Annotated in this window: 22 protein-coding genes; 12 read left to right on the forward strand and 10 right to left on the reverse strand. The window is 74.2% G+C overall.

Annotation, left to right across the window (positions count from 1 at the left end; translation table 11 throughout):
• Nucleotides 1–216 precede the first annotated feature (216 nt).
• From efeO to ACFC0B_RS02085, 5 genes are all read left to right on the forward strand, one after another.
• Complete coding sequence (gene efeO / locus ACFC0B_RS02065; protein ID WP_376080831.1) at nucleotides 217–1,356, forward strand: iron uptake system protein EfeO; 1,140 nt, start codon at nucleotides 217–219, stop codon at nucleotides 1,354–1,356.
• 140 nt (nucleotides 1,357–1,496) lie between these two features.
• Nucleotides 1,497–2,813, forward strand: coding sequence for an iron uptake transporter deferrochelatase/peroxidase subunit (gene efeB / locus ACFC0B_RS02070; protein ID WP_376080833.1), 1,317 nt, complete (start codon nucleotides 1,497–1,499; stop codon nucleotides 2,811–2,813).
• A gap of 55 nt (nucleotides 2,814–2,868) precedes the next feature.
• Nucleotides 2,869–3,720, forward strand: a complete 852-nt coding sequence (gene efeU, locus ACFC0B_RS02075; protein ID WP_376080836.1) for an iron uptake transporter permease EfeU — start codon at nucleotides 2,869–2,871, stop codon at nucleotides 3,718–3,720.
• A 251-nt stretch (nucleotides 3,721–3,971) separates the two neighbouring features.
• Nucleotides 3,972–4,619 carry an HNH endonuclease family protein gene (locus tag ACFC0B_RS02080; protein WP_376082363.1) on the forward strand — a complete coding sequence of 216 codons (648 nt, stop codon included), beginning with the start codon at nucleotides 3,972–3,974 and terminating at the stop codon, nucleotides 4,617–4,619.
• 182 nt (nucleotides 4,620–4,801) lie between these two features.
• Nucleotides 4,802–5,935, forward strand: a complete 1,134-nt coding sequence (locus ACFC0B_RS02085; protein WP_376080839.1) for a hypothetical protein — start codon at nucleotides 4,802–4,804, stop codon at nucleotides 5,933–5,935.
• 93 nt (nucleotides 5,936–6,028) lie between these two features.
• Here the strand turns inward: ACFC0B_RS02085 and ACFC0B_RS02090 are convergent, their stop codons facing one another.
• The 4 genes from ACFC0B_RS02090 to ACFC0B_RS02105 form a co-directional block, all read right to left on the reverse strand.
• The gene (locus tag ACFC0B_RS02090; RefSeq protein ID WP_376080842.1) at nucleotides 6,029–8,587 is read right to left on the reverse strand and encodes an ABC transporter permease; all 2,559 of its coding nucleotides are present in this window, start codon (nucleotides 8,585–8,587) and stop codon (nucleotides 6,029–6,031) included.
• Nucleotides 8,588–8,661: 74 nt separating this feature from the next.
• Nucleotides 8,662–9,426, reverse strand: a complete 765-nt coding sequence (locus ACFC0B_RS02095; protein WP_376082365.1) for an ABC transporter ATP-binding protein — start codon at nucleotides 9,424–9,426, stop codon at nucleotides 8,662–8,664.
• A 202-nt stretch (nucleotides 9,427–9,628) separates the two neighbouring features.
• Nucleotides 9,629–11,803 (reverse strand): restriction endonuclease, encoded by a 2,175-nt coding sequence (locus tag ACFC0B_RS02100; RefSeq protein WP_376080845.1) that lies wholly within the window; start codon nucleotides 11,801–11,803, stop codon nucleotides 9,629–9,631.
• A gap of 143 nt (nucleotides 11,804–11,946) precedes the next feature.
• On the reverse strand, nucleotides 11,947–12,660 hold the full coding sequence (locus tag ACFC0B_RS02105; RefSeq protein ID WP_376080847.1) for a hypothetical protein: 714 nt from the start codon (nucleotides 12,658–12,660) through the stop codon (nucleotides 11,947–11,949).
• A 122-nt stretch (nucleotides 12,661–12,782) separates the two neighbouring features.
• Here ACFC0B_RS02105 and ACFC0B_RS02110 point away from each other — a divergent pair, with 122 nt between their 5' ends.
• The 3 genes from ACFC0B_RS02110 (at nucleotide 12,783) to ACFC0B_RS02120 (ending at nucleotide 15,673) form a co-directional block, all read left to right on the forward strand.
• Nucleotides 12,783–14,168: a rhodanese-like domain-containing protein gene (locus tag ACFC0B_RS02110; protein WP_376080850.1), complete on the forward strand. Its 1,386-nt coding sequence runs from the start codon at nucleotides 12,783–12,785 to the stop codon at nucleotides 14,166–14,168.
• Nucleotides 14,169–14,291: 123 nt separating this feature from the next.
• Entirely contained in the window at nucleotides 14,292–15,050 is a 759-nt protein-coding gene (locus ACFC0B_RS02115) for a sulfite exporter TauE/SafE family protein (RefSeq protein ID WP_376080851.1), read from the forward strand.
• Nucleotides 15,051–15,085: 35 nt separating this feature from the next.
• A complete protein-coding gene (locus tag ACFC0B_RS02120; RefSeq protein WP_376080854.1) occupies nucleotides 15,086–15,673 on the forward strand; it encodes a rhodanese-like domain-containing protein in 588 nt (195 codons plus the stop codon).
• 84 nt (nucleotides 15,674–15,757) lie between these two features.
• Here the strand turns inward: ACFC0B_RS02120 and ACFC0B_RS02125 are convergent, their stop codons facing one another.
• Nucleotides 15,758–16,237 (reverse strand): ricin-type beta-trefoil lectin domain protein, encoded by a 480-nt coding sequence (locus tag ACFC0B_RS02125; protein ID WP_376080856.1) that lies wholly within the window; start codon nucleotides 16,235–16,237, stop codon nucleotides 15,758–15,760.
• Nucleotides 16,238–16,612: 375 nt separating this feature from the next.
• On the opposite strand from ACFC0B_RS02125, the gene ACFC0B_RS02130 reads away from it, so the two are divergent.
• Entirely contained in the window at nucleotides 16,613–17,527 is a 915-nt protein-coding gene (locus tag ACFC0B_RS02130; RefSeq protein ID WP_376080858.1) for a DUF2797 domain-containing protein, read from the forward strand.
• A 148-nt stretch (nucleotides 17,528–17,675) separates the two neighbouring features.
• Nucleotides 17,676–18,635: an alpha/beta fold hydrolase gene (locus ACFC0B_RS02135; protein WP_376080861.1), complete on the forward strand. Its 960-nt coding sequence runs from the start codon at nucleotides 17,676–17,678 to the stop codon at nucleotides 18,633–18,635.
• A 7-nt stretch (nucleotides 18,636–18,642) separates the two neighbouring features.
• On the opposite strand, the gene ACFC0B_RS02140 is transcribed toward ACFC0B_RS02135, so the two are convergent.
• Both ACFC0B_RS02140 and ACFC0B_RS02145 read right to left on the reverse strand, forming a co-directional pair.
• Nucleotides 18,643–18,945 carry a hypothetical protein gene (locus tag ACFC0B_RS02140; RefSeq protein WP_376080864.1) on the reverse strand — a complete coding sequence of 101 codons (303 nt, stop codon included), beginning with the start codon at nucleotides 18,943–18,945 and terminating at the stop codon, nucleotides 18,643–18,645.
• A 298-nt stretch (nucleotides 18,946–19,243) separates the two neighbouring features.
• Nucleotides 19,244–20,263 (reverse strand): formylglycine-generating enzyme family protein, encoded by a 1,020-nt coding sequence (locus ACFC0B_RS02145; RefSeq protein ID WP_376080867.1) that lies wholly within the window; start codon nucleotides 20,261–20,263, stop codon nucleotides 19,244–19,246.
• Between the two features lie 126 nt (nucleotides 20,264–20,389).
• Between ACFC0B_RS02145 and ACFC0B_RS02150 the strand changes: the two genes are divergently transcribed.
• Both ACFC0B_RS02150 and ACFC0B_RS02155 read left to right on the forward strand, forming a co-directional pair.
• The gene (locus ACFC0B_RS02150; RefSeq protein ID WP_376080870.1) at nucleotides 20,390–21,031 is read left to right on the forward strand and encodes a PadR family transcriptional regulator; all 642 of its coding nucleotides are present in this window, start codon (nucleotides 20,390–20,392) and stop codon (nucleotides 21,029–21,031) included.
• Nucleotides 21,028–22,803: a sulfatase gene (locus tag ACFC0B_RS02155; protein WP_376080873.1), complete on the forward strand. Its 1,776-nt coding sequence runs from the start codon at nucleotides 21,028–21,030 to the stop codon at nucleotides 22,801–22,803. Before ACFC0B_RS02150 ends, ACFC0B_RS02155 begins: the two co-directional genes overlap by 4 nt.
• Before the next feature lie 66 nt (nucleotides 22,804–22,869).
• Here the strand turns inward: ACFC0B_RS02155 and ACFC0B_RS02160 are convergent, their stop codons facing one another.
• Genes ACFC0B_RS02160 through ACFC0B_RS02170 form a run of 3 tightly spaced genes read right to left on the reverse strand, consistent with a single transcriptional unit; the run spans nucleotide 22,870 to nucleotide 26,251 of the window.
• Complete coding sequence (locus ACFC0B_RS02160; RefSeq protein ID WP_376080875.1) at nucleotides 22,870–23,607, reverse strand: succinate dehydrogenase/fumarate reductase iron-sulfur subunit; 738 nt, start codon at nucleotides 23,605–23,607, stop codon at nucleotides 22,870–22,872.
• Nucleotides 23,604–25,550, reverse strand: coding sequence for a fumarate reductase/succinate dehydrogenase flavoprotein subunit (locus ACFC0B_RS02165; protein WP_376080878.1), 1,947 nt, complete (start codon nucleotides 25,548–25,550; stop codon nucleotides 23,604–23,606). The genes ACFC0B_RS02160 and ACFC0B_RS02165 overlap by 4 nt, the downstream gene beginning before the upstream one ends.
• Nucleotides 25,547–26,251, reverse strand: coding sequence for a succinate dehydrogenase cytochrome b subunit (locus ACFC0B_RS02170; RefSeq protein ID WP_376080880.1), 705 nt, complete (start codon nucleotides 26,249–26,251; stop codon nucleotides 25,547–25,549). The genes ACFC0B_RS02165 and ACFC0B_RS02170 overlap by 4 nt, the downstream gene beginning before the upstream one ends.
• Between the last annotated feature and the right edge of the window lie 37 nt (nucleotides 26,252–26,288).

Here is a 26,288-nt window from a genome sequence, read left to right on the forward strand (position 1 = left end):
CCCCCGGTGGCCGGAAATCGTCGGTGGACCGACCGTTGGGACGCCCGGGGCCCGCTCCCACCTGCACCGTTTCGTGACCGACCCCGGTGTAGACGGCAAAATACGATATCCCTAAGGTATGCCTTAGCTAAGTGGGTGGCGGGTCGCCGACGGTGTCATCGCCCCCACCCGCGCTGAGCCCTGCCCTGATTCGCCCTGCCCACCGCTGGAGCCCGCATGTCCGCCCGTCGTTCCACCGCAGCCACGCTGCTCACCCTCGCCGTGGCGACCGCCGCACTGGCCGGCTGCTCGAAGAAGGACGACAAGGCCGCGGCCGACGCCGTCAAGGTGAACGCCACCGACACCGCCTGCGAGATCTCGAAGACCAGCTTCCCGGCCGGTCACGTCGCGTTCGACATCTCCAACAAGGGCTCGAAGGTCACCGAGGTCTACGTCTACGCCGCCGGCGACAAGATCGTCACCGAGCGCGAGAACATCGGCCCGGGCACCAAGACGACCATCAACGCCGAGATCAAGGCCGGCTCCTACGAGATCGCCTGCAAGCCGGGCATGGTCGGCGACGGCATCCGCCAGAAGATCACCGTCACCGGTGACGGCGGCTCGGCCGCCCCGGCCGACCCGCGGCTGACCGCCGCCGTCGACGCCTACCGGAAGTACGCCCAGGAGCAGGCCGACGCCACCATCCCGGCCGTCGAGGCCTTCGCCGCCGCGATCAAGTCCGGCGACCTGGAGAAGGCCAAGGCCCTCTACGCGCCGTCGCGCACCGGCTGGGAGCGCACCGAGCCGGTCGCCGAGAGCTTCGGTGACGTCGACCCGAAGACCGACACCCGCGAGGACGGTCTGGAGCCGGGCCAGGAGTGGACCGGCTGGCACAAGCTGGAGAAGTCGCTCTGGGCCGACGCCACCATCGGTGACGCCGAGAAGAAGCTCGCCGACCAGCTGGTCGCCGACCTGAAGGACTGGCAGAAGAAGATCCCCGAGGCGGAGATCACTGCGACCAGCATGGCCAACGGCGCCAAGGAGCTGCTGGACGAGGTCGCCACCGGCAAGGTCACCGGCGAGGAGGAGCGCTACAGCCACACCGACCTGGCCGACTTCGTCGCCAACGTCGAGGGCGCCAAGAAGGCCTACGAGCTGCTGAAGCCGGTCGCCGCCGAGAAGGACGCCGAGCTGGCCAAGACGCTGGACGCCGAGTTCGCGGGCATCGAGACCCTGCTCGCCAAGTACAAGCAGGCCGACGGCACCTACACCACCTACGACAAGGTCGCCGAGACCGAGCGCAAGAGCCTGTCCGACGCCGTCAACTCGCTGGCCGAGCCGCTGTCGAAGCTGGCCGCCGCGGTGGTCGTGAAGTAACGACCACCGCCCGGTGCGCCCGCCCTCGGCGCGCGCACCGGGCACCGCGCCACCGCGCACCGCACCCGACCTCCGCCGTGGCGGCCCCCGTGGCCGCCACGGCATCCGCGAGTCCAGCACAGAGAAGGGTCCACCCGCCCATGGACGCCGAGAACCAGCAGCAGAGCGGGACGCCGGCCGACACCGCCGCCACCGCGGACACCGCCGCCGCCCGCACGTCGGTCAGCCGCCGCGCCGTGATCGGCTGGGCCGGTGCCGGGGTCGCCCTGGGCGCGGCCGGCGTCGGCTCGGTCGCCGCCGCCACCCGCCAGGACGACGACGCCCCGGCCGCCCCGGCCGCGGCCACCGCCGACATCGCCTTCTACGGTGACCACCAGTCCGGCATCGCCACCCCCGTCCAGGACCGGCTGCACTTCGCCGCCTTCGACGTCTCCGCGAGCGCCACCCGCGAGTCGCTGGTCAAGATGCTGAAGGAGTGGACCAAGGCCGCCGCCGCGATGACCGGCGGCCGCGAGGTCGGCAGCGGCGCCGCCAGCGGCCTGCCGGAGGCACCGCCGGACGACACCGGCGAGGCCCTGGGCCTGCCGGCCTCCCGGCTCACCCTCACCATCGGCTTCGGCCCGAGCCTGTTCGAGAAGGACGGCGTGGACCGCTTCGGCCTCGGGGCCAAGCGGCCCGAGGCCCTGATCGACCTGCCCAGGTTCAAGGGCGACAACCTCGACCCGCAGCGCAGCGGCGGCGACCTGTGCGTCCAGGCCTGCGCCGACGACCCGCAGGTCGCCGTGCACGCGATCCGCAACCTGGCCCGGATCGGCATGGGCACCGTCAACATCCGGTGGTCGCAGCTGGGGTTCGGCAAGACCTCCTCCACCACCCCGGACGCCCAGACCCCGCGCAACATGATGGGGTTCAAGGACGGCACCCACAACATCGCCGGGACCGACACCGCCAAGCTGGCCGACCACGTCTGGGTCGCCCCCGGCGAGGGCCCGGAGTGGATGACCGGCGGCTCCTACCTGGTCGCCCGCCGGATCCGGATGCACATCGAGACCTGGGACCGCGCCCCGCTCAAGGAGCAGGAGGACGTCTTCGGCCGCACCAAGGGCGAGGGCGCGCCGTACGGGCGGACCAAGGAGCACGACGACCCGGACCTCAAGGCGATGCCCGTGGACGCGCACGTGCGCCTGGCCCACCCGGACTCCAACGGCGGCCAGATGATCCTGCGCCGCGGCTTCTCCTTCACCGACGGCACGGACGGCCTCGGCCGGCTCGACGCGGGCCTGTTCTTCCTCGCCTACCAGCGCGACAGCCGCAAGGCCTTCGTCCCGCTCCAGCAGCGGCTCGCGGCCTCCGACGCGCTGAACGAGTACATCCAGCACGTGGGTTCGGCCCACTTCGCCTGCCCCGCGGGCGTCCGCAAGCCCGGCGAGTGGTGGGGCCAGGCCCTGTTCGGCTGAGTCCGACCCCGCACCCGTCTCGCCCGTACCACCTCTTCACCCCCCAGGAGCCAGCGTGTTCGCCAACTACCTGATCGGCCTGCGCGAAGGACTCGAAGCCAGCCTGGTCGTCTGCATCCTCATCGCCTATCTGGTCAAGACCGGCCGCAAGGACCGGCTGCCCCCGGTCTGGGCCGGCGTCGGCGTGGCCGTGGCGCTCAGCCTGGCCTTCGGCGCCGTGCTGCAGTTCGGCTCGACCCAGCTCAGCTTCGAGGCCCAGGAGGCGCTCGGCGGCACGCTGTCGGTCATCGCGGTCGGCCTGGTCACCTGGATGGTGTTCTGGATGCGCCGCACGGCCCGGCACCTGAAGACCGAGCTGCACGGCAAGCTGGACGCCGCCCTCGCCATGGGCACCGGTGCCCTGGTGGTCACCGCCTTCCTGGCGGTGGGCCGGGAGGGCCTGGAGACCGCGCTGTTCATCTGGACCGCGGTGCAGGCCACCTCGGACGGCTACAACCCGATCATCGGCGCGGCGCTCGGCCTGCTGACCTCGATGGTGCTGGGCTGGCTGTTCTACCGCGGCGCGCTCAAGATCAACCTGGCCAAGTTCTTCACCTGGACCGGCGCGATGCTGGTCGTGGTCGCCGCCGGCGTGCTCGCCTACGGCGTGCACGACCTCCAGGAGGCCGGCTGGCTGGGCGGCCTGCACGACCTCGCCTTCGACATCTCCTCCACCATTCCCAAGGACAGCTGGTACGGCACCCTGCTCAAGGGCGTGTTCAACTTCCAGCCGGACCCGACGGTCCTCCAGCTGGTGGTCTGGCTGGTCTACCTGGTGCCGACCCTGGCCTTCTTCTTCGGGGTGTTCGGCGGCGGCACCGCCAAGCCGGTCGCCCCGAAGCCGGACGCCGCCGAGTCGGCCGCCTGAGCGAACACTTCGCGCCGTCCGCGCACCCGCGCGACACCCCGCAACGCCCCGTTCGGCCACCCGCCGAGCGGGGCGTTCGGCGTTCCCGGCGCGCCGGCCGACGCTGAACCTGACGGCCGGTCAAAAAGTTCACCTCCTGGATCTACCCGCGTAAACCCCCGGGCCCCCATCCTGGTTGGCAGCCCGGGCCGGTTCCCGCCCGGGGGCTTTCCCCTGCCCTCCTCGACCCAGGAGTCCCCCGCATGTCCGCGATGTCCGCCATATCCGCGCCCCGCCGCGCCGTGGCCGCCGCCCTCGGCGCCCTGCTGCTCGCCCTCGCCACCCTGCTGACCGGCGCCGGCACGGCGCAGGCCGCCCTGCCGACCCCGGTCTCCGCCGCCACCGCCCGGGGCTACCTCGCCTCGATCGCGGTGGCCGCCGAGTCGCACACCACCACCTACGACCGCGCGCTCTTCCCGCACTGGATCACCGTCTCCGGCACCTGCAACACCCGCGAGACGGTCCTCAAGCGGGACGGCAGCAACGTCGTCACCGACGCCAACTGCGCGTCCGTCGGCGGCAGCTGGTTCTCGGTCTACGACAACGTGACCACCACCAGCGCCTCGACCTTCGACATCGACCACCTGGTGCCGCTCGCCGAGGCCTGGCGCTCCGGCGCCTGGGCCTGGACCACCGCCCAGCGCCAGGCCTTCGCCAACGACCTGACCCGTCCGCAGCTGGTCGCCGTCTCCGCGAGCTCCAACCGCTCCAAGGGCGACCAGGACCCGGCCAACTGGCTGCCGCAGGCCTCCTACCGCTGCACCTACGCCCGCGCCTGGGTCCAGGTGAAGTACTACTACGGCCTCTCCGTCGACAGCACCGAGAAGAGCGCCCTCTCCTCGATCCTCAACGGCTGCTGAGGAAACGTTCGCTCTCGGTGATGCACCGGCGCCCCACCGTCACCACCGGGGCGCCGGTGCCCCGTTGACCCTCCGCACTCCCTGCGTGCCCGAACGAATCGGCGGCGGATTTCCCTGTCTGCGCGGCGCGAATGGACCTACCGTGGAGGAAGAGAACGTCTCGACGTGGGAGTGTGGTCGAGATGGGGACCCCGGCGGACGAGCGGTCCGAGCGGTTACCGGCGGAGCAGCGGCGACAGAGGTCCGCGTGGCGCGAGCGCGTCCTCGCCCGGGTCGCCTATCTCTCGGCGCAGCTCGACCGGCAGGAGTGCGAAGCCGACGGGGACGAATGCCGGCGGCTGGAGCTGATCGAGGGCGCCCGCCGGTGTCTGGAGAAGGCCGCCGGGGCGGCGACCGAGAAGCACGGCTGGCGCAAGCTCTGGTCCGGGGCCACCGCGCTGGAGGGCGGCTGGTCGAACGTCCGCTCCGCCGACGTGCTGCTCCTGGAACTCGTCCGGGCCGAGTCGCTGTCGGCCCGTGCCGTCGACATCCTGGCCATGGCGCGGCTGCACCTGGGCATGAACGACCTGCGCACCGTCGAGCTGGCGAAGCGGGTCGGAAGCAAGGACGAGCCCGTCGGCGAGGCGGACCGCAGCCTTCTGGTGCACACCCTCGACGCGGCGTACGCGGCGCTCGACGCGGAGTACGCGCGGGTGCGCAGCCTGCGGAACATCCTCTGGGCCGCCAGCGCCTGCGTCCTGCTCGGTGTGATCTCCCTGGCCGTCTTCGGCGCGTTCTTCCCCAAGTCGCTGAGCCTCTGCTTCAGCCCGTTGCCCACGCCGGCCTCCGGTTTCAACGTGCCCGGACCGTCGAGCGCCAGGCTGGTGGTCTGCCCGGCCGGGGAGTACCCCTGGGTTCCGGCCAAACCGATACCCGGTGACTACGCCTCGCGGCTGGACATCATCACCGTCGAGGTCGCGGGGCTGGCCGGCGCCGCGCTCACGGTGATCGGCTCGCTGCGCCGGATCCAGGGCACCAGCGCGCCGTTCATGCTGCCGCTCGCGGCGGCGGCGCTGAAGTTCCCGACCGGCGCGCTGACCGCCGTCATCGGCCTGCTGCTGATCAGGGGCGCGTTCGTCCCGGGCCTGAGCGATCTCGACAGTCGGGCCCAGGTGCTCGCCTGGGGCGTCGCCTTCGGTGCCGCACAGCACCTGGTGACCAGGTTCGTGGACCTCCGGGCCCAGAGCACGCTGGACGACGTCGGGAGGCCGCCGGGTGAGGCCGACCCGCAGGATCCCCGGGGCGGGCCGCGCGCCCCGTCCGACCAGAAGACCTGAGCCACAGCGCCCGACAGCACGGCGCCCGCCGGGAGTGGTCCCGGCGGGCGCCGCGTGTTCGGGGCGGTGGGCGGTGGCTGCTCGCCCTGGTGGCTACTCGCCCTTGATCGCGCCGAGGATGTCCATCCGGGCCGCGCGGCGGGCCGGCCAGAGGGCGGCGAGCAGGCCGATCACGGCGGCGGCGGCCAGGAAGAAGGCGGTCTTCCCGGGCGGGACCACCAGGGTGATGTTCTTGAACGAGTCCGCCAGGGTGCGGGTGCCGGCCCAGGCGGTGACGATGCCGAGCAGGACGCCGACCACGCCGCCGAACAGCGCGATCATCAGCGACTCCAGCCGGACCATCCGGCCGATGCCGCGGCGGTCCAGGCCGATCGCCCGCAGCATGCCGATCTCCCGGCGGCGCTCGAACACCGACATCGCCATGGTGTTGATGACGCCCAGCACCGCGACCACCACGGACATGCCCAGCAGGCCGTACATGATGTTCAGCAGGGCGGTCACCAGCTGGCTGTTCTCCGCCTTGATGTCCTTCTCGCCCTTGACGCTGATCAGCGGGTTGCCGCCGGTGGCGTCGCGCAGCGCCTGCTTGAGCTCGGGGGTCGCGCCGTCGGCGCCCTTGACCAGGACCTTCTGCAGGCCGGAGCCGGCGGCGGCGTGCGAGCCGACCACCTGCTCGGGGGCGATGATCCCGGCGACCTCGGTGTTCTGCTCGACCAGGCCGCCGACGGTCAGGGTGCCGCGGCTGCCGTCGGGGTAGGTGATGTCGAGCGTCGAGCCGACCGCCAGGCCGTTGCGCTCGGCGTAGCCGGTGGTGGCGAGCAGCTTGCCCTGCTTGAGGGAGTCGGCGGCGCCGGCGGTGACCTTGAGGTCGATCAGCTGGTCGAAGGTGGTGGCGTCCACGGCGGTCAGCCGGGTGGTGTCGCCGTCGGCCACGGCCTTCACCGGCACCTCGCGCACCGCGCTGATCATGGTGACCCCGGCCGTCTTGGCGATCTGGCCGGAGACCTCGGGGGAGAGCATGGAGAAGTTCTCCATGGCGACGGCGTAGTCGGCCTTCAGGTCGACCTCGGTGGCCTCGTCGACGGCCTTGTTCACCGAGGCGCCGACCACGGTCAGCGCGGTGATCAGGGTGACGCCGATGGTGAGCGCGGAGGCGGTGGCGGCGGTGCGGCGCGGGTTGCGCACGGCGTTCTCGCGGGCCAGCTTGCCGGGCGTGCCGAACAGCTTGCGCAGCACCGGGGCGAACAGCGCGATCATCGGGCGGGACAGCAGCGGGGTGAGCACGAAGACGCCGATCATCAGCGCGCCCGCGCCGAGGGCCACCAGGTTGACCTCCTTGGCGGCCGCGCCGCCGAGCAGGGCGGCGACGCCGGCCGCGGCGAAGAACAGTCCGATGACGTTCCGCACCAGCAGGGACTTCTGGGTGGCCGGCTGCTCGGCCGAGCTCATCGCGGCGACCGGGGCGATCCGGGAGGCGCGCAGCGAGGGCAGCCAGGCGGCGAGCACGGTGACGACGGTGCCGACGAGGATCGAGGCGATCACCGTGGACGGGGCGATCACCAGCGGGCCGGTGGGCATGCCGGTGTCCAGCGAGCCGATCACGGACTGCAGCCCGGCGGCGATGCCGATGCCGGCGACCAGGCCGCCGATCGAGGCGGTCAGGCCGACCAGCACGGCCTCGGCCAGCACGGAGAGGGTGATCTGCTTGCGGCTGGCGCCGACGGCGCGCAGCAGGGCCAGTTCCTTGGTGCGCTGGGCGACCAGCATGGTGAAGGTGTTGGCGATGATGAAGACACCGACGAAGAGCGCGATGGCGGCGAACATCAGCAGGGCGGTGGACATGCCCTTGGTGCCGGCCTCGATCATCCGGTCCTGCTCGTCGGCGAGTTCGCGGCCGGTGCGGGCCTCCAGGTCGTCGGAGGCGGGCAGGGTCTGCTTGACGGCGGCGAGCAGCGCGGTGTCGTCGGCGCCGGGCTTGCCCTTGACGTCGATCTCGGCGAACCGGCCCGGGGCCAGGTAGAGCTGCTGGGCGGTGGCGGTGTCGAAGGCGGCGAGCGAGCCGCCGGAGAGCACCCGCGGGTCGTTGGTGGTCACGGTGCCGGTGAGCTTGAGCTCCATGACCGGCCCGTTGATGGCGACGCGCACGGTGTCGCCGACCTTGTAGCCGCCCTTCTCGGCGGTCTTGGCGTCCAGGGCCACCTCGTCGGAGGTCCGCGGGCCGCGGCCGTCGACCAGCGGGTAGCGCGGGTCGGTGCCGTCGGCGCCCGGCACGTAGTTGGTGCCGGTGGTGGAGAAGCCGTTGCCGATCAGCGCGCCCTTGCGGTCGGCGATGCCGGCGAAGCCGCTGACCACGCCGCGGGCCTCGGCGGCGCCGGGCAGCCCGGCGATCGCCTTGCGGGTGTCCTCGGTGAGGGAGGGACCGCCGGAGGTCCGGTCGCCGTTGTCGTACCCCTTGCTGACGGCGGCGCCGTCGCTGACGGTGACGGCGATGTCGGTGTAGCTCTTGGCGCTCTGGGAGCGCATGGCGTTGCCGAAGGTGTCGGTGAAGACGAGGGTGCCGGCCACGAAGGCGGTGCCGAGGAGGACGGCGAGCGCCGTCATCAGCAGCCGGGCCTTGTGGGCCAGCACGTTGCGCAGTGCGGTGCGGTACATGGGAGGGAGTCAGTCCTGGGGGTCGTGGGGACGGCGGCCGGTTCGGGGCCGGGGCGGTCGGCCGGCGCGGGGCGTCAGCTGGTGCGGCCCTTGGCGTCGAAGCGGCGCATGCGGTCCAGGACGGCGTCGGCGGTCGGCTGGGCCAGTTCGTCGACGATGCGGCCGTCGGCGAGGAAGACGACGCGGTCGGCGTAGGAGGCGGCGACGGGGTCGTGGGTGACCATGACGACGGTCTGGCCGAGTTCGCGCACGGAGTTGCGCAGGAAGGAGAGGATCTCGGCTCCGGAGCGGGAGTCCAGGTTGCCGGTCGGTTCGTCGGCGAAGACGATGTCGGGCTTGCTCGCGAGGGCGCGGGCGCAGGCGACGCGCTGCTGCTGGCCGCCGGAGAGCTGGCTGGGGCGGTGGGAGAGCCGGCCGGAGAGGCCGACGGTCTCGACGACCCGGTCGAGCCACTGCTTGTTGGCCTTGCGGCCGGCGATGTCCATCGGGAGGGTGATGTTCTCCAGGGCCGTGAGGGTGGGCAGCAGGTTGAAGGCCTGGAAGATGAAGCCGATGTGGTCGCGGCGCAGCTGGGTGAGCTGCTTGTCCTTGAGGCCGACGAGCTCGGTCTCGCCGATGGTGGAGGAGCCGGAGGTGACGGTGTCGAGGCCGGCCATGCAGTGCATGAGGGTGGACTTGCCGGAGCCGGAGGGGCCCATGATGGCGGTGAACTCGCCCTGCGGGAAGGTGACGCTGACGTTGTCGAGGGCGACGACGCGGGTGTCGCCCTCCCCGTAGACCTTGTTCAGGCCGGTGGCGCGGGCGGCCGCCCGGCCGGTGCGGACGGCGGTTGCGGACATCGTCACGAGGAGGCTCCCTGGGGCGCGAGGTCGAGGTGGGGGAAGGAAAACGGAAGATCGTCTTCCCTTCCATTCTCGCAACCGCTCCGTGTCCGGATTGTCGCTCCCGGGTAGGGGCTCCCCCCGCCGTCCCGGCGGTCCGGCGGGGGTGCTTCTCCTCCTCAGGTATGACATCCGCCCCCGAGGCGCCGCAGGGCGGCGGCTACTCGACCGCGACGCCCCAGCGCACCGCGAGCCCGGCCAGCCCGTCTTGCACCGGCGTCCCGCTCGGCGTGAACCGCCAGCCGCCGCCGCGCCGCTGGAAGGAGCCGAGGACCATCGCGCTCTGCGACACCCCGCCGGTCTCGGCCGCCCACTCGGCGGGGCCCTCCGCGTCCGGGCCGAAGACGCCCGTCAGCGCGAGGCCGTGCACATAGCCGAGCGGCAGCACCGGCGGCTCCTCCTCCTCGGTGGACACCGCCACCACCACCTCGTCCACACCCGGCGCCAGCCGGCCCGGCTCCAGGGTGAGCTCGGCGCGGCGCACCGGCTCGCCCGGCACCGAGCGGGTGGGGTGCAGCCGCACCGCGCCATCCGGGTCCTGCGGGTTGTTGAAGAACACGAAGTGCTCGTCGTCCAGCACCCGGCCGTTCGCGCACAGGAACGCCGAGACGTCCAGCTCGACCGGGTCCCCGCCGGCCGTGCGGCTGCGCCAGGAGAGCGCCAGGGTGGTGGTCGCGCGCTCCGCCGGGGCGTCGTCCGCCGGGGCGGCAGCCGGGGCGCGGCGGTCGCCGCCGTTCGCGTGGCCGGCGCCGTTCGTCCGCTCGCCCAGCCGCCCGCGCAGGCCCTGCTCCGCCAGCAGCTCCACCAGCTCCGGCCCGCTCACCAGGGTGAGCGGCTTGTTGCGGATGTAGTCGTACGAGCCCGGCCCGAAGCCCGCGGTGGTCACCAGGATGCCCTTGATCGCGCCGTGGTGGCGCACCGTCGAGTCCAGGTCGCGCACGGCGGTGGGGGAGACCGTCGAGCGGTAGCGCTTGGCCTGGATCACGATCCGCCCGCCGGTCACCGGATCGAGGTCCTCGGCGACCACGTCCACCCCGGCGTCGCCGCTGCGCGCCGTGGTCATCACCCGGAACCCGCGCAGCCGGAACAGCTCGGCGATCAGCTCCTCGAACTCGATCGGGTCCATCTCGAAGAGGTCCGGGTCGTCCTCGCCGCCCTGCCCGGCCACACTGCCGCCGACCGTCTCCGGCAGCCGGTCGGGCCGCACCTCGTCCAGCCGCTCGGGGCGCGCCGACAGCACCCCGCCGAGGCCCTGGAAGCACTCCACGGCCGCCACCCGGTCCAGCGCCAGCCCGGCGAACTCGCCCCGGTCGACGGTCACCGTGGTGAGGAACCGCTCCGCCTCCCGGCCGGTCGCCGGGTCGATGCCGCGCACGAAGCCGTTCAGCACCACCGAGGCCAGCATGCCGTCCCCGTCCGCCCGGTACAGCTCGGCCACCACCCGCAGCGCGGTCTGCGCCAGCACCTCCCGGTACAGCGCCTTGCGCTCGGTCGCCGGGCGGGCCACCTCGGCCTCGCGGTCGTCCGACTTCACGTACCGCACCCGGGCGGTCGCCGGGACGACGTCCGCGCCCGGCAGCTCCCAGTTCACCACCAGCTGGCGGCTCGACGCCTCCCAGGCCGCCACCAGCCGGTGCGGGAAGCCCTCCGGCCAGCCCGCCGAGGCGTACAGCACGGCGGTGAAGTACTCCTGCACGGCCTCCGCCTCGCCGGACCGCAGCCGGCGCAGCAGGTCCTCGGTCCGGGCGGCCCGCTGCTCGTCCTCCCGGCGGAACCGGGCCACCCACTCCAGGTACTGCCCGTGGTACTCGGCCAGCCGGCGCTGCCGGTCCGCCTCGGCGGCCTGCGCCGCGTACCAGTCCTGCTCGAACCGGGCCCGGGCCTGCGCCACGTACTGCTCGTACTGCTGCCACACCCCGGGGTTGCGGGCCTGCACCGGGTCCGGCGGCGGCACCTGGTAGCGGGACTGGTCCGGCATCGGCACCGCCTCGCCGAGCCGTCCCGGCTCGAACGGCGGCACCGGGCGCGGGGCCAGCAGGCTCTGTGCCCGGAACGCCGCGCCGCCCGCCCCGGCCGCCAGCAGGCCGCGCAACTCCTCCACCCGGCCGTCCAGTTCGGCCGTCTGCCGGGCCGCCTCGGCCTCCCGGGCCTGCTGGTACGCCTTCTGCGCCTCGCGCTCCGTGCGGGCCGCCGCTTTCTGCGCCTCGCGCTGCTCCCGCTCCCGCCGGCGCTGCTCGGCGGCCTGGGCGCGCCACCGGGCCTCCTCCCGGCGCTGCTCCTGCCGCTGCGACTCCGCCCAGACCGCCAGCACCCCGTCGTTCCGCCGCCCCGCCACGTCCACCCCTTCGCTCCCACACCGGTCCGCCGCGGCGCCCGCCTCCCGGCCGCGCCGCCGCCGCGCCCGCCACAATAGAACGTGCACCGGGGGCGTGCGCAAAGCGCCCGCGACCTGCGGCGTCGGCCGGGGGTGAAAGGGCGTCAGGCCGGGGGAGCGGAGACGGCCGGCTCCGGGGCGTCCGCGTACCAGCGCCACCCGGTGCGGCGCGGGCGGCCGGGCAGCGCGACGCGGCCGGTGGCCCAGAGCAGGGTCGGCCAGGGGCCGGCGGGGTCGAGGGAGACGTCGGGGAAGAGCCGGGCGAGGGTGCGGCGGCAGACGCCGGCGGGCGGCTCCCAGGGCAGTCCGAGCCCCTCGGCGACGTCGTGCACGTGCACCAGCGTCTCCACCAGGCTCATCGCGACGAACCCCGCCGGGTCGGCGAGCCCCCAGGGGTGGAAGGCGCGGACCTCGGGGGTCCTGGCCCGGGCGATCGCGATCATCAGGCCGCCGCTCGCCTCCAGGACCTCCAGCAGTCCCCGCGGGCCGTCCTCGCGGCGGGCGTGGACGAAGCCGTTCGGCCCGCCGGGGAAGGGCCGCCGGGAGACGAAGGGCACGTAGCGGTCGCGAGGCGGCTGGGCCGGGCCGAGCTGGGCGGCGTAGGCGAGCAGGTCGTCCGCGAGGTGCTCGACGGTGGTCCAGCAGTCCCAGTCGACGCCGCCGGCCCGGCGGGTCCAGTCGGTGTCGGCGGGTGCGGCGCGCAGGGTGTCCGCGGCGAGCCGGAGGACGGCGGCCAGGTCGTCGGGCGTGGGGTCGTCGGGCGTCGGGTCGTCGTCGGCCGGGGGCCCGGGCGGGGCGGCGAGGTCGGTGGTGATCATGCGCGGGACGGTATCCGATCGGACGGTCCTCGCCCAGAAATGCCCCTGGGGGTATCTCTGCTACAGTCGAACGTGCCGGGTGGATACCCCCGGGGGTAAAATGCTCACGGAAGGAGAGGCACGTGTTCTTCGTCGACACCCTGGAGATCGAGGGCCTCGGCAACCGCAGCTACCTCGCCGGCGGACCGGGCGGGGCGATCGCCGTCGACCCGCCGCGCGACATCGACCAGGTCATCGCCGCGGCCGCCCGCCGCGGCGTGCGCATCACCTACGTCGCCGAGACCCACGTCCACAACGACTACGTCACCGGCGGCCTCGAACTCGCCCGGGTCACCGGCGCGCACTACCTCGTCCCCGCCGACGCCGCCGTCTCCTACCGGCGGGTGCTCGTCCACGACGGCGACGAGTTCGACGTCGACCCCGCCGCCCGCCTCACCTTCCGGGCCGTCGCCACCCCCGGCCACACCCCGCACCACACCTCCTACGTGCTCGCCGAGGCCGGCCGCCCGGTCGCCGCGTTCACCGGCGGCTCGCTGCTCATCGGCACCGTCGGCCGCCCCGACCTGGTCGAACCCCGGCTCACCGAGGACCTCGCCCGCGCCCAGCACGCCTCCGCCCACCGGCTCGCCGACGGCCTCGCCGACGACGTGGCCGTGCTGCCCACCCACGGCTTCGGCAGCTTCTGCTCCGCCGGGCAGGCGGCCGGCACCGCCACCACCGTCGGCGCCGAGCGGCGGCGCAACGAGGCCCTGGTCAAGGACGTCGACACCTTCGTCGCCGACCTGCTCGCCGGACTCGACGACATCCCCGCCTACTACGCCCACATGGGCCCGCTGAACGCGGCCGGCCCGGCCCCCGTCGACCTCACCCCGCCCGCGCCCGCCGACCCGGCGGAACTCGCCCGCCGCCTCGCCGCCGGCGAGTGGGTCGTCGACCTGCGCGCCCGCACCGCCTTCGCGGCCGGCCACCTCGCGGGGTCCTTCAACATCGAGGCCGACGGGCAGGTGGCGACCTACCTGGCCTGGCTGATCCCCTGGGGCAAGCCGGTGACGCTGCTCGCGGAGAGCACCGAGCAGCTCGCCGCCGCCCAGCGCGAACTCGTCCGGGTCGGCATCGACCGCCCCGCCGCGGCCGCCACCGGCGGTCCCGAGGACTGGCTGCTGCCCGGCGAGCAGCCGCGCGCCTTCCGCCGCGCCACCTTCGCCGACCTCGCCGCCGAACTCGCGGCCACCGCCCGCGACGGCGGCCCGGCCCCGGTCGTCCTCGACGTCCGCCGCGCCACCGAGCGCGCCGCCGCCCACCTCGACGGCACCCACCACATCCCGCTGCACCAGCTCCACCGGCGCGGCGCCGAACTGCCGGACGGCCCCGTCTGGGTGCACTGCGCCGGCGGCATGCGGGCCGGGATCGCCGCCTCCCTGCTGGACGCGGCCGGACGCGAGGTCACCGCCGTCGACGACACCTTCGCCTCCGCCGCCGAGGCCGGCCTCACCGTCGTCACCGCCTGACCGCCCCTCCCGGCACCCGCACCACCCCCGCAGGAGCACCACCATGCACCACCCCGCCCCCTGTCCGACCCCGCACCTCCCCACCGCCCCCTCGCCCACCGCCGGAACCCCGGGGGTGGGCCGATGACCACCCTGCTGCTGGCGCTCGCCGCCGGCGCCGTGGTCGGACTGGTCCTCGGCGGGCTCGGCGGCGGTGGCGGCATCCTGGCCGTCCCCGCGCTGATCTACCTGCTCGGGCTCTCCCCGGCCGCCGCCACCACCGCCGCCCTGCTGATCGTCCTCGCCACCTCGATCTCCGCGATCGTCGCCCACACGCGGGCGGGCACCATCCGCTGGCGCACCGCCCTCGCCTTCGCCGCCGCCGGGCTGATCCCCGCCGCCCTCACCGGCGCGGCCGCCGCCCGGCTGCCGCAGAGCGTGCTCACCGCCGCCTTCGCGCTGGTCGCCGCGCTCGCCGCGGTCCGGATGCTGCGCCCGCCCCGCCCGGTTCCGGCCGACGCGGCGGCACCCGTGGGCGCCCGCCCCGGCCGGGCGGCGGCCTCGGGGGCCGGGCTCGGCGCCCTGACCGGCCTGCTCGGCGTCGGCGGCGGCTTCCTGGCCGTGCCGGCCCTGGTCGGCGCGGTCGGGCTGTCGATGGAGGCCGCCGTCGGCACCAGCCTCCCGGTGATCGCCGTCAACGCCTCCGCCTCGCTCGCCACCCGCGGCGGCGGCGCGGCCGGACTCGACTGGGCGGTGATCGCCCCGTTCACCGCCGCCGCCGTGCTCGGCGCCTGGGACGGCAAGCGGCTCGCCGCCCGCCTCTCCGGGGCCGTCCTCCAGCGGGTCTTCGCCGTCCTGCTGCTCGGCGTCGCCGCCGTCATGGGCGCCGACGCCCTGCTCTGACCCCGTACCACCGTTCCCCTTCCGACAGGAGCCCCATGACCACCCCCACCGAACTCACCCCGGCCCAGGCGCACCCGCGCCTCGCCGCCCTCACCGTCGTCGACGTCCGCACCCCGGGCGAGTACGCGGCCGGACACGTCCCCGGCGCCCTGAACGTCCCGCTCGACCAGCTCGACCGCGCCCTCCCGGCCCTGCGGGCCGCCGCCGCGCGGGGCGAACTCCTCGTCGTCTGCGCCTCCGGCAACCGCTCGGGCCGGGCCTGCGCGTCGCTGGCCGCGGCCGGCATCCCCGCCGCGACCCTGGTCGGGGGCACCAGCGCCTGGGCGGCCGCCGGGCACGAGGTGCGGCGGCCCGAGGGCGCCCCGGCGCGGGCGCCGTGGGCGATGGACCGCCAGGTCCGCTTCGCGGCCGGCGGCCTGGTCGCGGCCGGCGTGGTCGTCGACCTCGTGCTGCCCGGCGCCCGCTGGGTCTCGGCGGCGGTCGGCGCGGGCCTGGTCTTCTCGGCGGCGACCAACACCTGCGCGATGGGCGCCCTGCTCGCCCGCCTCCCGTACAACCGCCCCCGTCCCGGCCAGGGCCCCGACCTCGACGCCACCCTCGTCGCCCTCGCCGGGGCCCGCTGAGCCCGGACCGCCTGCCGCCCCGCCACCGGACGAGTGCTCGCTCCGGTGGCGGGGCCGTTCCGTGCCGGGAACCGCGGTCCGCCGTCAGATCGCGAACCGCCACCGCTGGGTGTCGTCGCCGAAGCAGTACCAGATGTTCAGCTCCACCCCGGCCGCGCCCAGCGGCACGTTGAGGCAGCGGCCGGACTGCGGGTTGTAGAACGTGGCGTTGCCCAGGAACTGCCACTGCTGGGCGGCGGTGCCGTTGCAGTCGTGGATGCCGACCGGGGTGCCGGGCCGGGTGCCGCCGTGCCGGACGTCCAGGCACTTGCCGAGGGCCTGGAGGGTGCCGTCGACGCCCAGCCGCCACCGCTGGGCGGCGCTGCCGTTGCAGTCCCAGGCCTGGACCGGTGTGGAGTCGGCGGTGCTGCCGTCGCGGACCTCCAGGCACCAGCCCCGGACGCCGACGAGCGGAGCGGTGATGGTCGGCCCCGGGAGGTCGTCGGCCGAGGCGGCCGTGTGCGGGGCCAGGGCTGCTGCCCCGGCCAGGAGGAGGGTGGCGAGTGTGGCGGCGGTACGACGCACGGGGGTGTCCCTTTCGAAGTCGTGGGGCCGGGCGGCCCGCCGCCGCGCTCCACGCCGATCGGTCCGTCGAGTCGGTCCGTCGAGTCGGTCCGTCGATCGGGCGGTGGGAGGATCGGCCGGCGCCGCGGGCCGCCGCCAGACTCCCGGCACCGTTCGCGCGCCGTCAACGCCGAGCCCCGGAGATCCCCCCACGGGGGTACCGGCGAGCGGTCCGGCCCCCACGAGAGGGGGAGGACCGGGCCGCGCCACCGCCCGCCCGGGGTGTCCGGCGCCCGGCCCCCGGCGGGCTCCCGCCCGCGGTTCGCCGGTCGGCGGCGGCCTGTCGGCGGAGGCCGGTAGCCTCGGGGACTCGGACGGTGTGCGGTGAGGTGGCGGGTGAGCGTGGCGGGCGGGTGGGTGTCCACCGGGTTGGGGTGGCGGGACGGGCGGGCGGTGCTGAGCGCGGTGCACGGGCGGCGGGTGCACGAGCGCGAGGTGGTGCCGGGGGTGGAGGTCGGCTGGCGGCTCGGGGGGCCCCGGCGGTGCATCGGCGCCTGGCTGGAGGGGCAGGACGAGCGCACGCCGTGCCCGCACCACGCCGTGGTCGCGCCGGACGGCGCCGCCGTGCAGTGCGCGTCCTGCCAGAGCGTGGACCGCGGGCTGGCGCTGGCCCGGGACCAGATCCTCGACGACGGCCGCACCTACCGGCTCTACCTCGCCTGGTTCGGCGAGGGGCTGCTCAAGGTCGGGCTGACCGCCGAGCAGCGCGGCACCAGCCGACTGCTCGAACAGGGCGCGCTCGCCTGGACGTTCGCCGCCCGGGGCGCGCTTCCCGCCGTCCGCCGGGCCGAACTGACCGTCGCGGCCTCCGGACTGGCCCGGGAGCGGTTCAAGAGCCGGGTGAAACTGGACCACTGGTGGGAGCACGGCGACGCGGACCACCGCCGCGCGCTGCTCACCGACGCCCGGGGCCGGGTGCACGAGCTGCTGCGCGGGCACGATGTGGAACTGCTGGCGGACCACCCGGTCACCGACCACGTCGGCGTCTTCGGGCTGACCGGCGGCGCCCCCGACGTCTACCGGGCGGTGGAGGCGCTGGCGGACGGCGCGGTGCTGGCCGGGCGGCTGCGCCCGCCGATCGGCCGGCACCTGCTGCTCGACCAGCCGGACGGCGGCGCGCCGCTGCTCCTGGACACCCGGCTGCTGACCGGCTGGACGCTCGCCCCGGCGGCCGGGCGGCCGTCCTCGGGGCTGACACTGAGCGAGCGGGTCCGTCCGGCCGAGCCGGACACCCAGGAGGCGCTGTTCTGACCCGGCGGGCCCTCGACCTCGGCGGTTGCCTATAAAAACCGGTACCCCTAGGCTCGGGCGTGCCCGGTTTCACTTTGCTACCACCCGGCTTGCCGCCACCTGGTTCGCCACCACCCGGTTTGCTGCCGCCCCGCGCGAGAGGCCCGCCATGATCGCCGCCCACGAGACCTTCGACGGCACGTTCCCCTACCGCCCGCACTTCAGCTCCGCCCCCGGCTTCCCGATGCACTACGTCGACGAGGGCGCCGGCCCGGTCGTCCTCTGCCTGCACGGCGAGCCCACCTGGGGCTACCTCTTCCGCGACGTCGTGCGCCGGCTCGCGCCCACCCACCGGGTCGTCGTGCCCGACCACATGGGGTTCGGCAAGAGCGCCACGCCCGCCGGTCGCGACTACCGGCTGCAGGACCACGTCGACAACCTGGAGGCGCTCGTCCTGGACCTCGGCCTGCGCGGGATCACCCTCGTCGGGCACGACTTCGGCGGGCCGGTCGGCATGGGCCTCGCGGCCCGCCGGCCCGAGCTGATCGCCCGGGTGGTCGGCGTCAACGGGCCGACGCCGTTCGGGCAGCCCGGCCTCGGCGACGCGCTGGCCGCCAACGCCGCGGACTCCCCGTGGTTCGGCTGGATCGCCCGGGCGCACGCCGACGGCACCCTGGACCCGGTGCTCGGCTCCCTCGGCGTCACCGTCCTCAGCGTGCTCAGGCTCAACGGCTTCGAGAACCCCGCCCTCGCCACCGACACCTGGCTGCGCGCGTACGGCGCGCCCTTCCCGACCGCCGCCGAGAGCGCCGGCGCTCTCGGCTGGGCGAAGGGCTTCGCCACCGGTGCGCACCGCTTCGAGGAGCCGGACGGGGCGGCCCGCGCCGCGCTGGCGGCCGTCCCGGCACTGGCCCTGTGGGGCACTGCCGACCGGACGCTGAACGCCCGGCACTTCCTGCCGCTGTTCCGGGAGGCCTTCCCGGGCGGCCGGGTGGTCGAACTTCCCGGCGTCGGCCACTACAGCCCGGAGGACGCCCCGGAAGCCGTCGCCGACCACCTGCTCCGCTTCCTCGCCGACACCGCCGACACCGCCGATATCGCGGACACCGCCGGCACCGCGGCCGGCTGAGCCCCGGCTACGCCAGCTTGCCGCGCAGCACGCCCGGCCCGGAGCGGGCCCGCCGCGACACCGGCGGCCGCGAGGGCCGGACGTCCGTGCGGGCGGCGGGCGGCTCCTCGGCGGCCGTCCTGGCGCTCGCCGCCCGGGCGGCCGCCAGCGCGATCCGCGCCAGCAGCGGATCCTCCCGGACCCCGGCCGCGCGCTTCGCCGTCTGGCACCCCGTGCACCAGATCGGCGAGGCGGGCCCGTCGGGGTACGCCATCGCCTCCGGCGGCAGGTAGTGGCTGCCGCACTCGACACATTCGAAGACCAGCCTCATCCGACGATCACCGTTCCGGATCCGTGGCACCGACCGCATGGCGACCAGTAGACGTGGATCTTGGGCACCATGCTTCCTTCCTCGTCCCGTTCGACCGTGGCTTCGGTCTTCTGGGTCCCCCCGGACCCGCCGCACCCGGAGCAGGCCTGAACCTCGGGCATATGCACACTCCTTCTCGGCGGGGACCACGGTAGCGCGAAACCCGGCGCGTCAGTACCGATCCTGACGAACGGTCGAAGAAGCGGGGCGTGTGTGGCGAACACGCGCGCTGGGTGCGAACGTTCGAGGCGGACCCGGCTCAGGCCGCCGCCGTGCCGGCCGCCGGGTCCGCCACCGTGCGGAAGCCGCAGTTGCCACTGGTGGAGTCGGCGGTGTTGCCGGTGCGCGCGGCCACCCGGTAGCGGTTGCAGTAGGAGTCGTGGCACAGGTAGGAGCCGCCCCGCAGCACCCGGCGATCCCCGCCCGCGCGGTACCCGTCCCCGTCGCCGCCGGGGCCGGCGGGCCCGCGCGGGTCGAAGCGCGGGGAGCGGGCGTAGTAGCCGGGGTCGAAGCGGTCGGCGCACCACTCCCAGACGTTCCCGGCCACGTCCGCCAGTCCGAAGCCGTTCGGCGGGTAGCTGCCGACCGGCGCGGTCGCGAACCAGCCGTCCTCACCGGTCGGCAGGTCGGGGAAGCGGCCCTGCCAGATCCGGCAGCGGTGCGCGCCGTCCGGGCGCAGCTCGTCGCCCCAGGGGTAGCGTCGGCCGGCCAGCGGGCCGCGGGCGGCGTACTCCCACTCCGCCTCGGTGGGCAGCCGGCGCCCGGCCCAGTGGCAGTAGGCGAGCGCGTCCCGGTGGCTGACGTGCACCACGGGGTGGTCCCGGAGGTCCTCGGCGTCGCCGAGCGGGCCGTAGGGGCGGCGCCAGTCGGCGCCGCGCACCTCGATCCACCAGGGTGCGGCGGGGGAGCGGCCGAGCACGTCGGCGGGGTCGGCGAGGACGAACAGGTGGAAGACGGCGGAGGAGCCGGCCCGTTCGGCGTCGGTGCGGTGGCCGGTGGCCTCCACGAAGGCGGCGAAGCGGGCGGTGGTCACCGGTTCGGTGTCGATGCTGAACGGCGCCAGCTCCACCTCGTGCACGGGCGTCTCGCCGTCCGCCGGATACCCCTCGTCGAAGGCGTCCCCCATCGCGAACACCCCTCCGGGCAGCGCCACCTCGGGGTGCTCCGGGCGCCCGGCCGCAGGGCGCGGCGGGGGCGGCGGGAGCGGCAGCGCGGCGGGTCCGGGGCCGGCCGGGGCGGACGGCAGGCAGCAGGCGCGCTCGGCGGGGGGTTGACTCATGGGCCCAAGCTATAGCACTTTGCACCTAGGTGAGAATGCACCTAGGTCGTTCGAGGAACACCTCCGGCGAACACCTTCGAGGAACACCTTCGAGGAACACCGGCGACGGCCGGGGAAGGGCAACGCGTGAAGTTCGACCACGTCCTGCTGGGCCTGCTGAGCCTCCACCCGCGCAGCGGCTGGGACCTCAAGCAGTGGCTGGCGGGGGAGGGGCAGTTCGTCCGCTCCAACGCCCACCCGAGCCAGATCTACCGGCTGCTCAAGCGGATGGCCGAGCAGGGTTGGGTGGTCTACGAGACCGACCCGCGCGACGGCCGGCCGGACGCCAAGGTCTACCGGCTGACCGACGCCGGCCGGGCCGAGCTGGTCCGCGAGGCCCGCTCGCCGTACGAACCGACCAGCCGCTTCCAGGACCCGGACTTCATGGCCCGGTTCTACTTCTCCGCCCAGCTCGCCCCGGAGCGGCTGCTCCCGCTGGTCGACACCGAGCTCGCCTACCGCCGCCGCCAGGTGGCGGTCATGCGCCCCCGGGACCGCTCGCTGTCCCTCCCCGAGGAGACGCCGGACACGGACGTCCGGCGGCTCCGGATGATCCGCGAACTCACCCACGAGTACGGCACCTCCGCCGTCGACGCCTGGCTCGACTGGCTGGAGCGCGTCCGCCGCCTGCTCGCCGACGGAACCATCCCCACCCCCGGCCCCACGACCGACTCCACCACCAGCCCCACCACCAGCCCCACCGCCGCCCCCGAGGAGACGCCCCGGTGAAAGCCGTCCTGGTCATGTTCGACAGCCTCAACCGGCGGTTCCTGCCGCCCTACGGCTGCGACTGGACCGTCGCGCCGAACTTCGCCCGCCTCGCCGCCCGCGCCGCGACCTTCGACAACTGCTACGGCGGCTCCATGCCCTGCATGCCGGCCCGCCGTGAGATGCACACCGGCCGCTACAACTTCCTGCACCGCTCCTGGGGTCCGCTGGAGCCCTTCGACGACTCCGTCCCCGACCTGCTGAGCAAGGCCGGCGTCTACACCCACCTGGTCACCGACCACCAGCACTACTGGGAGGACGGCGGCGCCACCTACCACAACCGCTACGACAGCTACGAGTTCTTCCGCGGCCAGGAGGGCGACAAGTGGAAGGGCCACGTCGCCGACCCGGAGATCCCCGAGACGCTCTCCTGGCGCGCGGGCCCGATGTGGCGCCAGGACTGGGTCAACCGCCAGTACCTGGCGGACGTCGCCGACCACCCGCAGACCCGCACCTTCGACGCCGGCCTGGAGTTCATCGCCACCAACCGCGAGCAGGACCGCTGGTTCCTGCAGATCGAGTGCTTCGACCCGCACGAGCCGTTCTACTCCTACGCCGAGCACAAGAAGCACTACCCGCACGACTGGGACGGCCCGCACTTCGACTGGCCCGACTACAAGCGCGTCACCGAGAGCCCGGAGGCCGTCGAGCACGCCCGCAACGAGTACGCCGCGCTGCTCACCATGTGCGACGACTCGCTCGGCCGCGTCCTGGACGCCTTCGACGAGCACGGCCTGTGGGACGACACCCTGCTGATCGTCTGCACCGACCACGGCCTGCTGCTCGGCGAGCGCGGCTGGTGGGGAAAGAACGTCCAGCCCTGGTACGACGAGAACATCCACACCCCGCTGTTCGTCTGGGACCCGCGCAGCCGGGCCACCGGCCGGCGCGCCTCCCTCGTCCAGACCGTCGACCTCGGCCCGACCCTGCTGGAGTACTTCGACGTCCCGCGCACCCCCGACATGCAGGGCCGCCCGCTCGTCGGCACGGTCGCCCAGGACGCCCCGGTCCGGCCGCACGGCCTGTTCGGCGTCTTCGGCGGGCACGTCAACATCACCGACGGCCGCCACGTCTACATGCGCGCGAGCAAGGACCCGTCCAACCGGCCGCTGTTCGAGCACACCCTGATGCCCACCCACATGCGCGGCCACTTCAGCCCGGAGGAGCTGGCCGGCGCCACCCTGGCCGGTCCGCTGCCGTTCACCAAGGGCGTGCCCGTGCTGCGGATGCCGGCCACCTCATGGGGCAACCCGTACGCCTTCGGCACCCTGCTGTTCGACCTGGAGACGGACCCGGAGCAGGAGCACCCGCTGGTCGACGACGAGCTGGAGCTGCGGATGGCCGCGCTGCTCACCGAGGCGCTGCGCGAGGGCGACGCGCCCGCCGACCAGTTCGAACGGCTCGGCCTGCCCGCCGAGGGGCCGGTCACCGCCGAACACCTGCTGGTCCGCGCCCAGCGTCCGCAGGCGCTCGAAGCCGCCGAGCCGCTGCCGGCGCCGGAGGAGTTCCCGGACGCCCCGCTCTCGGTGCACACCCCGCTGCGCGTGCTGCTGGCGGACGACGCGGCGCGCGAGGCCGTCCTGGGGCGGCTGCCGGTGCTGGCCAACCCGGGCCTGCGGGCGATGCTGGGCGGGATCTCCCCGTACCGGCTCGCCTCGATGGGCCCGTCCGTCCGCCCGGCGGACCTGCACGCCCTCGCCGGCGCCCTGGCCGCGCTGCCGGGCGCGGAATAGACCGGTGCGGAGCCCGGTGCGGCGCCCCTCCGCCGACGGCGGGGCGCCGCACCGCGGTCCGGGCCGTCAGCCCAGCGAGCTGCGCAGGAACTCGCGGTTCATCGCCGCGATGCTCGGCAGCGGGATGCCCTTGGGGCAGGCCGTCGCGCACTCGCCGGTGTTGGTGCAGCCGCCGAAGCCCTCGTCGTCCATCGCCGCCACCATGTCGCGCACCCGGGCCCTGCGCTCCGGCGCGCCCTGCGGCAGCACGTTGAGGTGGACCACCTTGGCGGAGGTGAAGAGCATCGCCGACCCGTTCGGGCAGGCCGCCACGCAGGCCCCGCAGCCGATGCACTCGGCGTGCTCGAACGCGGTGTCGGCGGCCTCCTTGGGGACGGGCGTGGCGTGCGCCTCGGGCGCGCTGCCGGTCGGCGCGGTGATGTAGCCGCCGGCGCCGATGATCCGGTCGAAGGCGGAGCGGTCCACCACCAGGTCCTTGACCACCGGGAAGGCCGCCGCCCGCCACGGCTCGACGTCGATGGTGTCGCCGTCCCGGAAGTGCCGCATGTGCAGCTGGCAGGTGGTGGTCCGCTCGGGGCCGTGCGCCCGGCCGTTGATGACCATGCCGCAGGCGCCGCAGATGCCCTCGCGGCAGTCGTGGTCGAAGGCGACGGGCGTGTCGCCCCGGGTGATCAGCTCCTCGTTGAGGGTGTCCAGCATCTCCAGGAAGGACATGTCCGGACTGATCCCGCTGACCTGGTAGGTGGTCATCGAGCCGGGCGTGTCGGGGCCCGCCTGGCGCCAGATCCGAAGGGTGAGGTTCACGCGTAGCTCCGCTGGGTGGGGTGGACGTACTCGAAGTCGAGGTGCTCGCGGTGCAGGACGGGCGCCTGCCCGGTGGCGGTGAACTCCCAGGCGGCGGCGTAGGAGAACTCCTCGTCCCGCCGGGCGGCCTCGCCCTCGGCGGTCTGGCTCTCGGTGCGGAAGTGCCCGCCGCAGGACTCGGCGCGGTGCAGCGCGTCCAGGCACATCAGCTCGGCCAGCTCGAAGTAGTCGACCAGCCGGTTGGCCTTCTCCAGCGACTGGTTGAGCTCCTGGCCGGTGCCGGGCACCTTGATCCGGCGCCAGAACTCGTCCCGCAGCTTCGGGATCCGCTCCAGCGCGCGGCGCAGCCCGGCCGCGTCGCGGGCCATCCCGCACTCGTCCCAGAGCAGCTCGCCGAGCTCGCGGTGGAAGGAGTCGGGGGTGCGGTCGCCGTTCACCGCGAGGATGAGGTTGAGGCGGTCGGCGACCTCGGCCTCCACCGAGGCGACCTCCTCGTGGCCGGCCGGGACGGCGGGCAGCGCCTCCCTGGCCAGGTAGTCGTTGAGCACCGGCGGCAGCACGAAGTAGCCGTCCGCCAGGCCCTGCATCAGCGCGCTCGCGCCGAGCCGGTTGGCGCCGTGGTCGGAGAAGTTGGCCTCGCCGATCGCGAACAGGCCCGGCACCGTCGTCTGCAGGTCGTAGTCGACCCAGAGCCCGCCCATCGTGTAGTGGATCGCCGGGTAGATCCGCATCGGCACCCGGTAGGGGTCCTCGGCGGTGATCCGCTCGTACATCTCGAACAGGTTGCCGTACTTGGCCTCCACCGCGTCCCGCCCCAGCCGGCGGATGGCATCGGCGAAGTCCAGGTAGACGCCCTGCCCGCCGGGGCCGACGCCGCGACCCTCGTCGCAGACGTTCTTGGCGGCCCGGGAGGCGATGTCGCGCGGCACCAGGTTGCCGAAGGCCGGGTAGATCCGCTCCAGGTAGTAGTCCCGCTCCTCCTCGGGGATCTCGGCCGGCGGCCGGGTGTCGCCCTGGGCCCTGGGCACCCAGATCCGGCCGTCGTTGCGCAGCGACTCGCTCATCAGGGTGAGCTTGGACTGGTGCTCGCCGGAGCGGGGGATGCAGGTCGGGTGGATCTGGGTGAAGCACGGGTTGGCGAAGTACGCGCCGCGCCGGTGCGCCCGCCAGATCGCGGTGGCGTTGGAGTTCTTGGCGTTGGTGGAGAGGTAGAAGACGTTGCCGTAGCCGCCGGAGGCCAGCACCACGGCGTCCGCGGTGTAGCTGGTGATCTCGCCGGTGACCAGGTCGCGGGCGACGATGCCGCGCGCCCGGCCGTCGATCACCAGCAGGTCGAGCATCTCGGTGCGGGCGTGCATCTCCACGTTCCCGGCGGCGATCTGCCGCGACAGCGCCTGGTAGGCGCCGAGCAGCAGCTGCTGGCCGGTCTGGCCGCGGGCGTAGAACGTCCGGGAGACCTGCACGCCGCCGAACGAGCGGGTGTCCAGCAGGCCGCCGTACTCCCGGGCGAACGGCACGCCCTGCGCCACGCACTGGTCGATGATCTCCACCGACACCTGCGCCAGCCGGTGGACGTTGGACTCGCGGGCGCGGAAGTCGCCGCCCTTGACCGTGTCGTAGAACAGCCGGCGGATCGAGTCGCCGTCGTTGCGGTAGTTCTTGGCGGCGTTGATGCCGCCCTGGGCGGCGATCGAGTGGGCCCGCCGGGGGGAGTCCTGGAAGCAGAACTGGACGACGTGGTAGCCCTGTTCGGCGAGCGTGGCGCCGGCCGCGCCGCCCGCCAGGCCGGTGCCGACCACGATCACCGTGTGCTTGCGCCGGTTCGCCGGGTTGACCAGCTTGGCCTCGAACCGCCGCTGGTCCCAGCGCTGCTCGATCGGGCCCCCGGGGGCCCGGGTGTCGGCGATCGGCGCGCCGACGGTGTAGTCCGGGTACTCGCTCAACTCACCACTCCGGTCATCACGGCCACGGGGACGGACAGGAAGCCCGCGGTCAGCACCAGCGCCAGGCCGTTGGCGGTGAGCTTCAACGCGCGGTCCCGGCGGGCGTTGTTGGCGCCGAGGGTCTGCGCCGCGCTCCAGAAGCCGTGCCGGACGTGCAGGCCGACGGCGAGCATCGCGACGATGTAGATCACGCCGGAGTACCACGTCCCGAAGGACGCCACGATGTTCTGGTACGGCCTGCCGTGCTCGGCGTTGGGGTTCACCGTCAGCGTGGTGAGGTCCAGGACGTGCCAGACGATGAACAGCGCCAGGATCACCCCGCCCCAGCGCATGGTCCGGGTCGCGTAGCTCGCCCGCCGCCGCTGGTGCGCGTACTTGCTCGGCCGGGCGGCGAGGTCGCGCCGGCTCAGCTGGTACGCGGCGACGCCGTGCAGCAGGACGGCGGCCAGCAGGCCCACCCGGGCGATCCACAGGAACCACTCGTGGCCGAGGAACGGCTGCCCGATGGTGCGCAGCCAGGCGGCGTAGCCGTTGAGGTCGTCGGGCCCGAAGAAGACCTTGAGGTTCCCGAGCATGTGGGCGACCAGGTACAGCAGCATGGCCAGCCCGCTGACGGCCATGACCGCCTTCTTGCCGACGGTCGACCGCCAGAGGGTCGCCAGGGTGGACGGGTGCCGGGCCGTCCGAGTCGGGGTTGTCATGGCGACAACGGTAGGGAGCCGGGCCGCGGTGCGTCCA

Source organism: Kitasatospora sp. NPDC056184, from assembly GCF_042268405.1.
Lineage (GTDB): Bacteria > Actinomycetota > Actinomycetes > Streptomycetales > Streptomycetaceae > Kitasatospora.

Coding starts and splice junctions, on each gene's coding strand:
- ACFC0B_RS02080 (WP_376082363.1), top strand. CDS start 3,972: ATGTCCGCCATATCCGCGCCCCGCCGCGCCGTGGCCGCCGCCCTCGGC.
- ACFC0B_RS02090 (WP_376080842.1), bottom strand. CDS start 8,587: ATGTACCGCACCGCACTGCGCAACGTGCTGGCCCACAAGGCCCGGCTG.
- ACFC0B_RS02095 (WP_376082365.1), bottom strand. CDS start 9,426: ATGTCCGCAACCGCCGTCCGCACCGGCCGGGCGGCCGCCCGCGCCACC.
- ACFC0B_RS02085 (WP_376080839.1), top strand. CDS start 4,802: ATGGGGACCCCGGCGGACGAGCGGTCCGAGCGGTTACCGGCGGAGCAG.
- ACFC0B_RS02170 (WP_376080880.1), bottom strand. CDS start 26,251: ATGACAACCCCGACTCGGACGGCCCGGCACCCGTCCACCCTGGCGACC.
- ACFC0B_RS02120 (WP_376080854.1), top strand. CDS start 15,086: ATGACCACCCCCACCGAACTCACCCCGGCCCAGGCGCACCCGCGCCTC.
- efeB (WP_376080833.1), top strand. CDS start 1,497: ATGGACGCCGAGAACCAGCAGCAGAGCGGGACGCCGGCCGACACCGCC.
- ACFC0B_RS02105 (WP_376080847.1), bottom strand. CDS start 12,660: ATGATCACCACCGACCTCGCCGCCCCGCCCGGGCCCCCGGCCGACGAC.
- ACFC0B_RS02145 (WP_376080867.1), bottom strand. CDS start 20,263: ATGAGTCAACCCCCCGCCGAGCGCGCCTGCTGCCTGCCGTCCGCCCCG.
- ACFC0B_RS02115 (WP_376080851.1), top strand. CDS start 14,292: ATGACCACCCTGCTGCTGGCGCTCGCCGCCGGCGCCGTGGTCGGACTG.
- ACFC0B_RS02140 (WP_376080864.1), bottom strand. CDS start 18,945: ATGAGGCTGGTCTTCGAATGTGTCGAGTGCGGCAGCCACTACCTGCCG.
- ACFC0B_RS02135 (WP_376080861.1), top strand. CDS start 17,676: ATGATCGCCGCCCACGAGACCTTCGACGGCACGTTCCCCTACCGCCCG.
- efeO (WP_376080831.1), top strand. CDS start 217: ATGTCCGCCCGTCGTTCCACCGCAGCCACGCTGCTCACCCTCGCCGTG.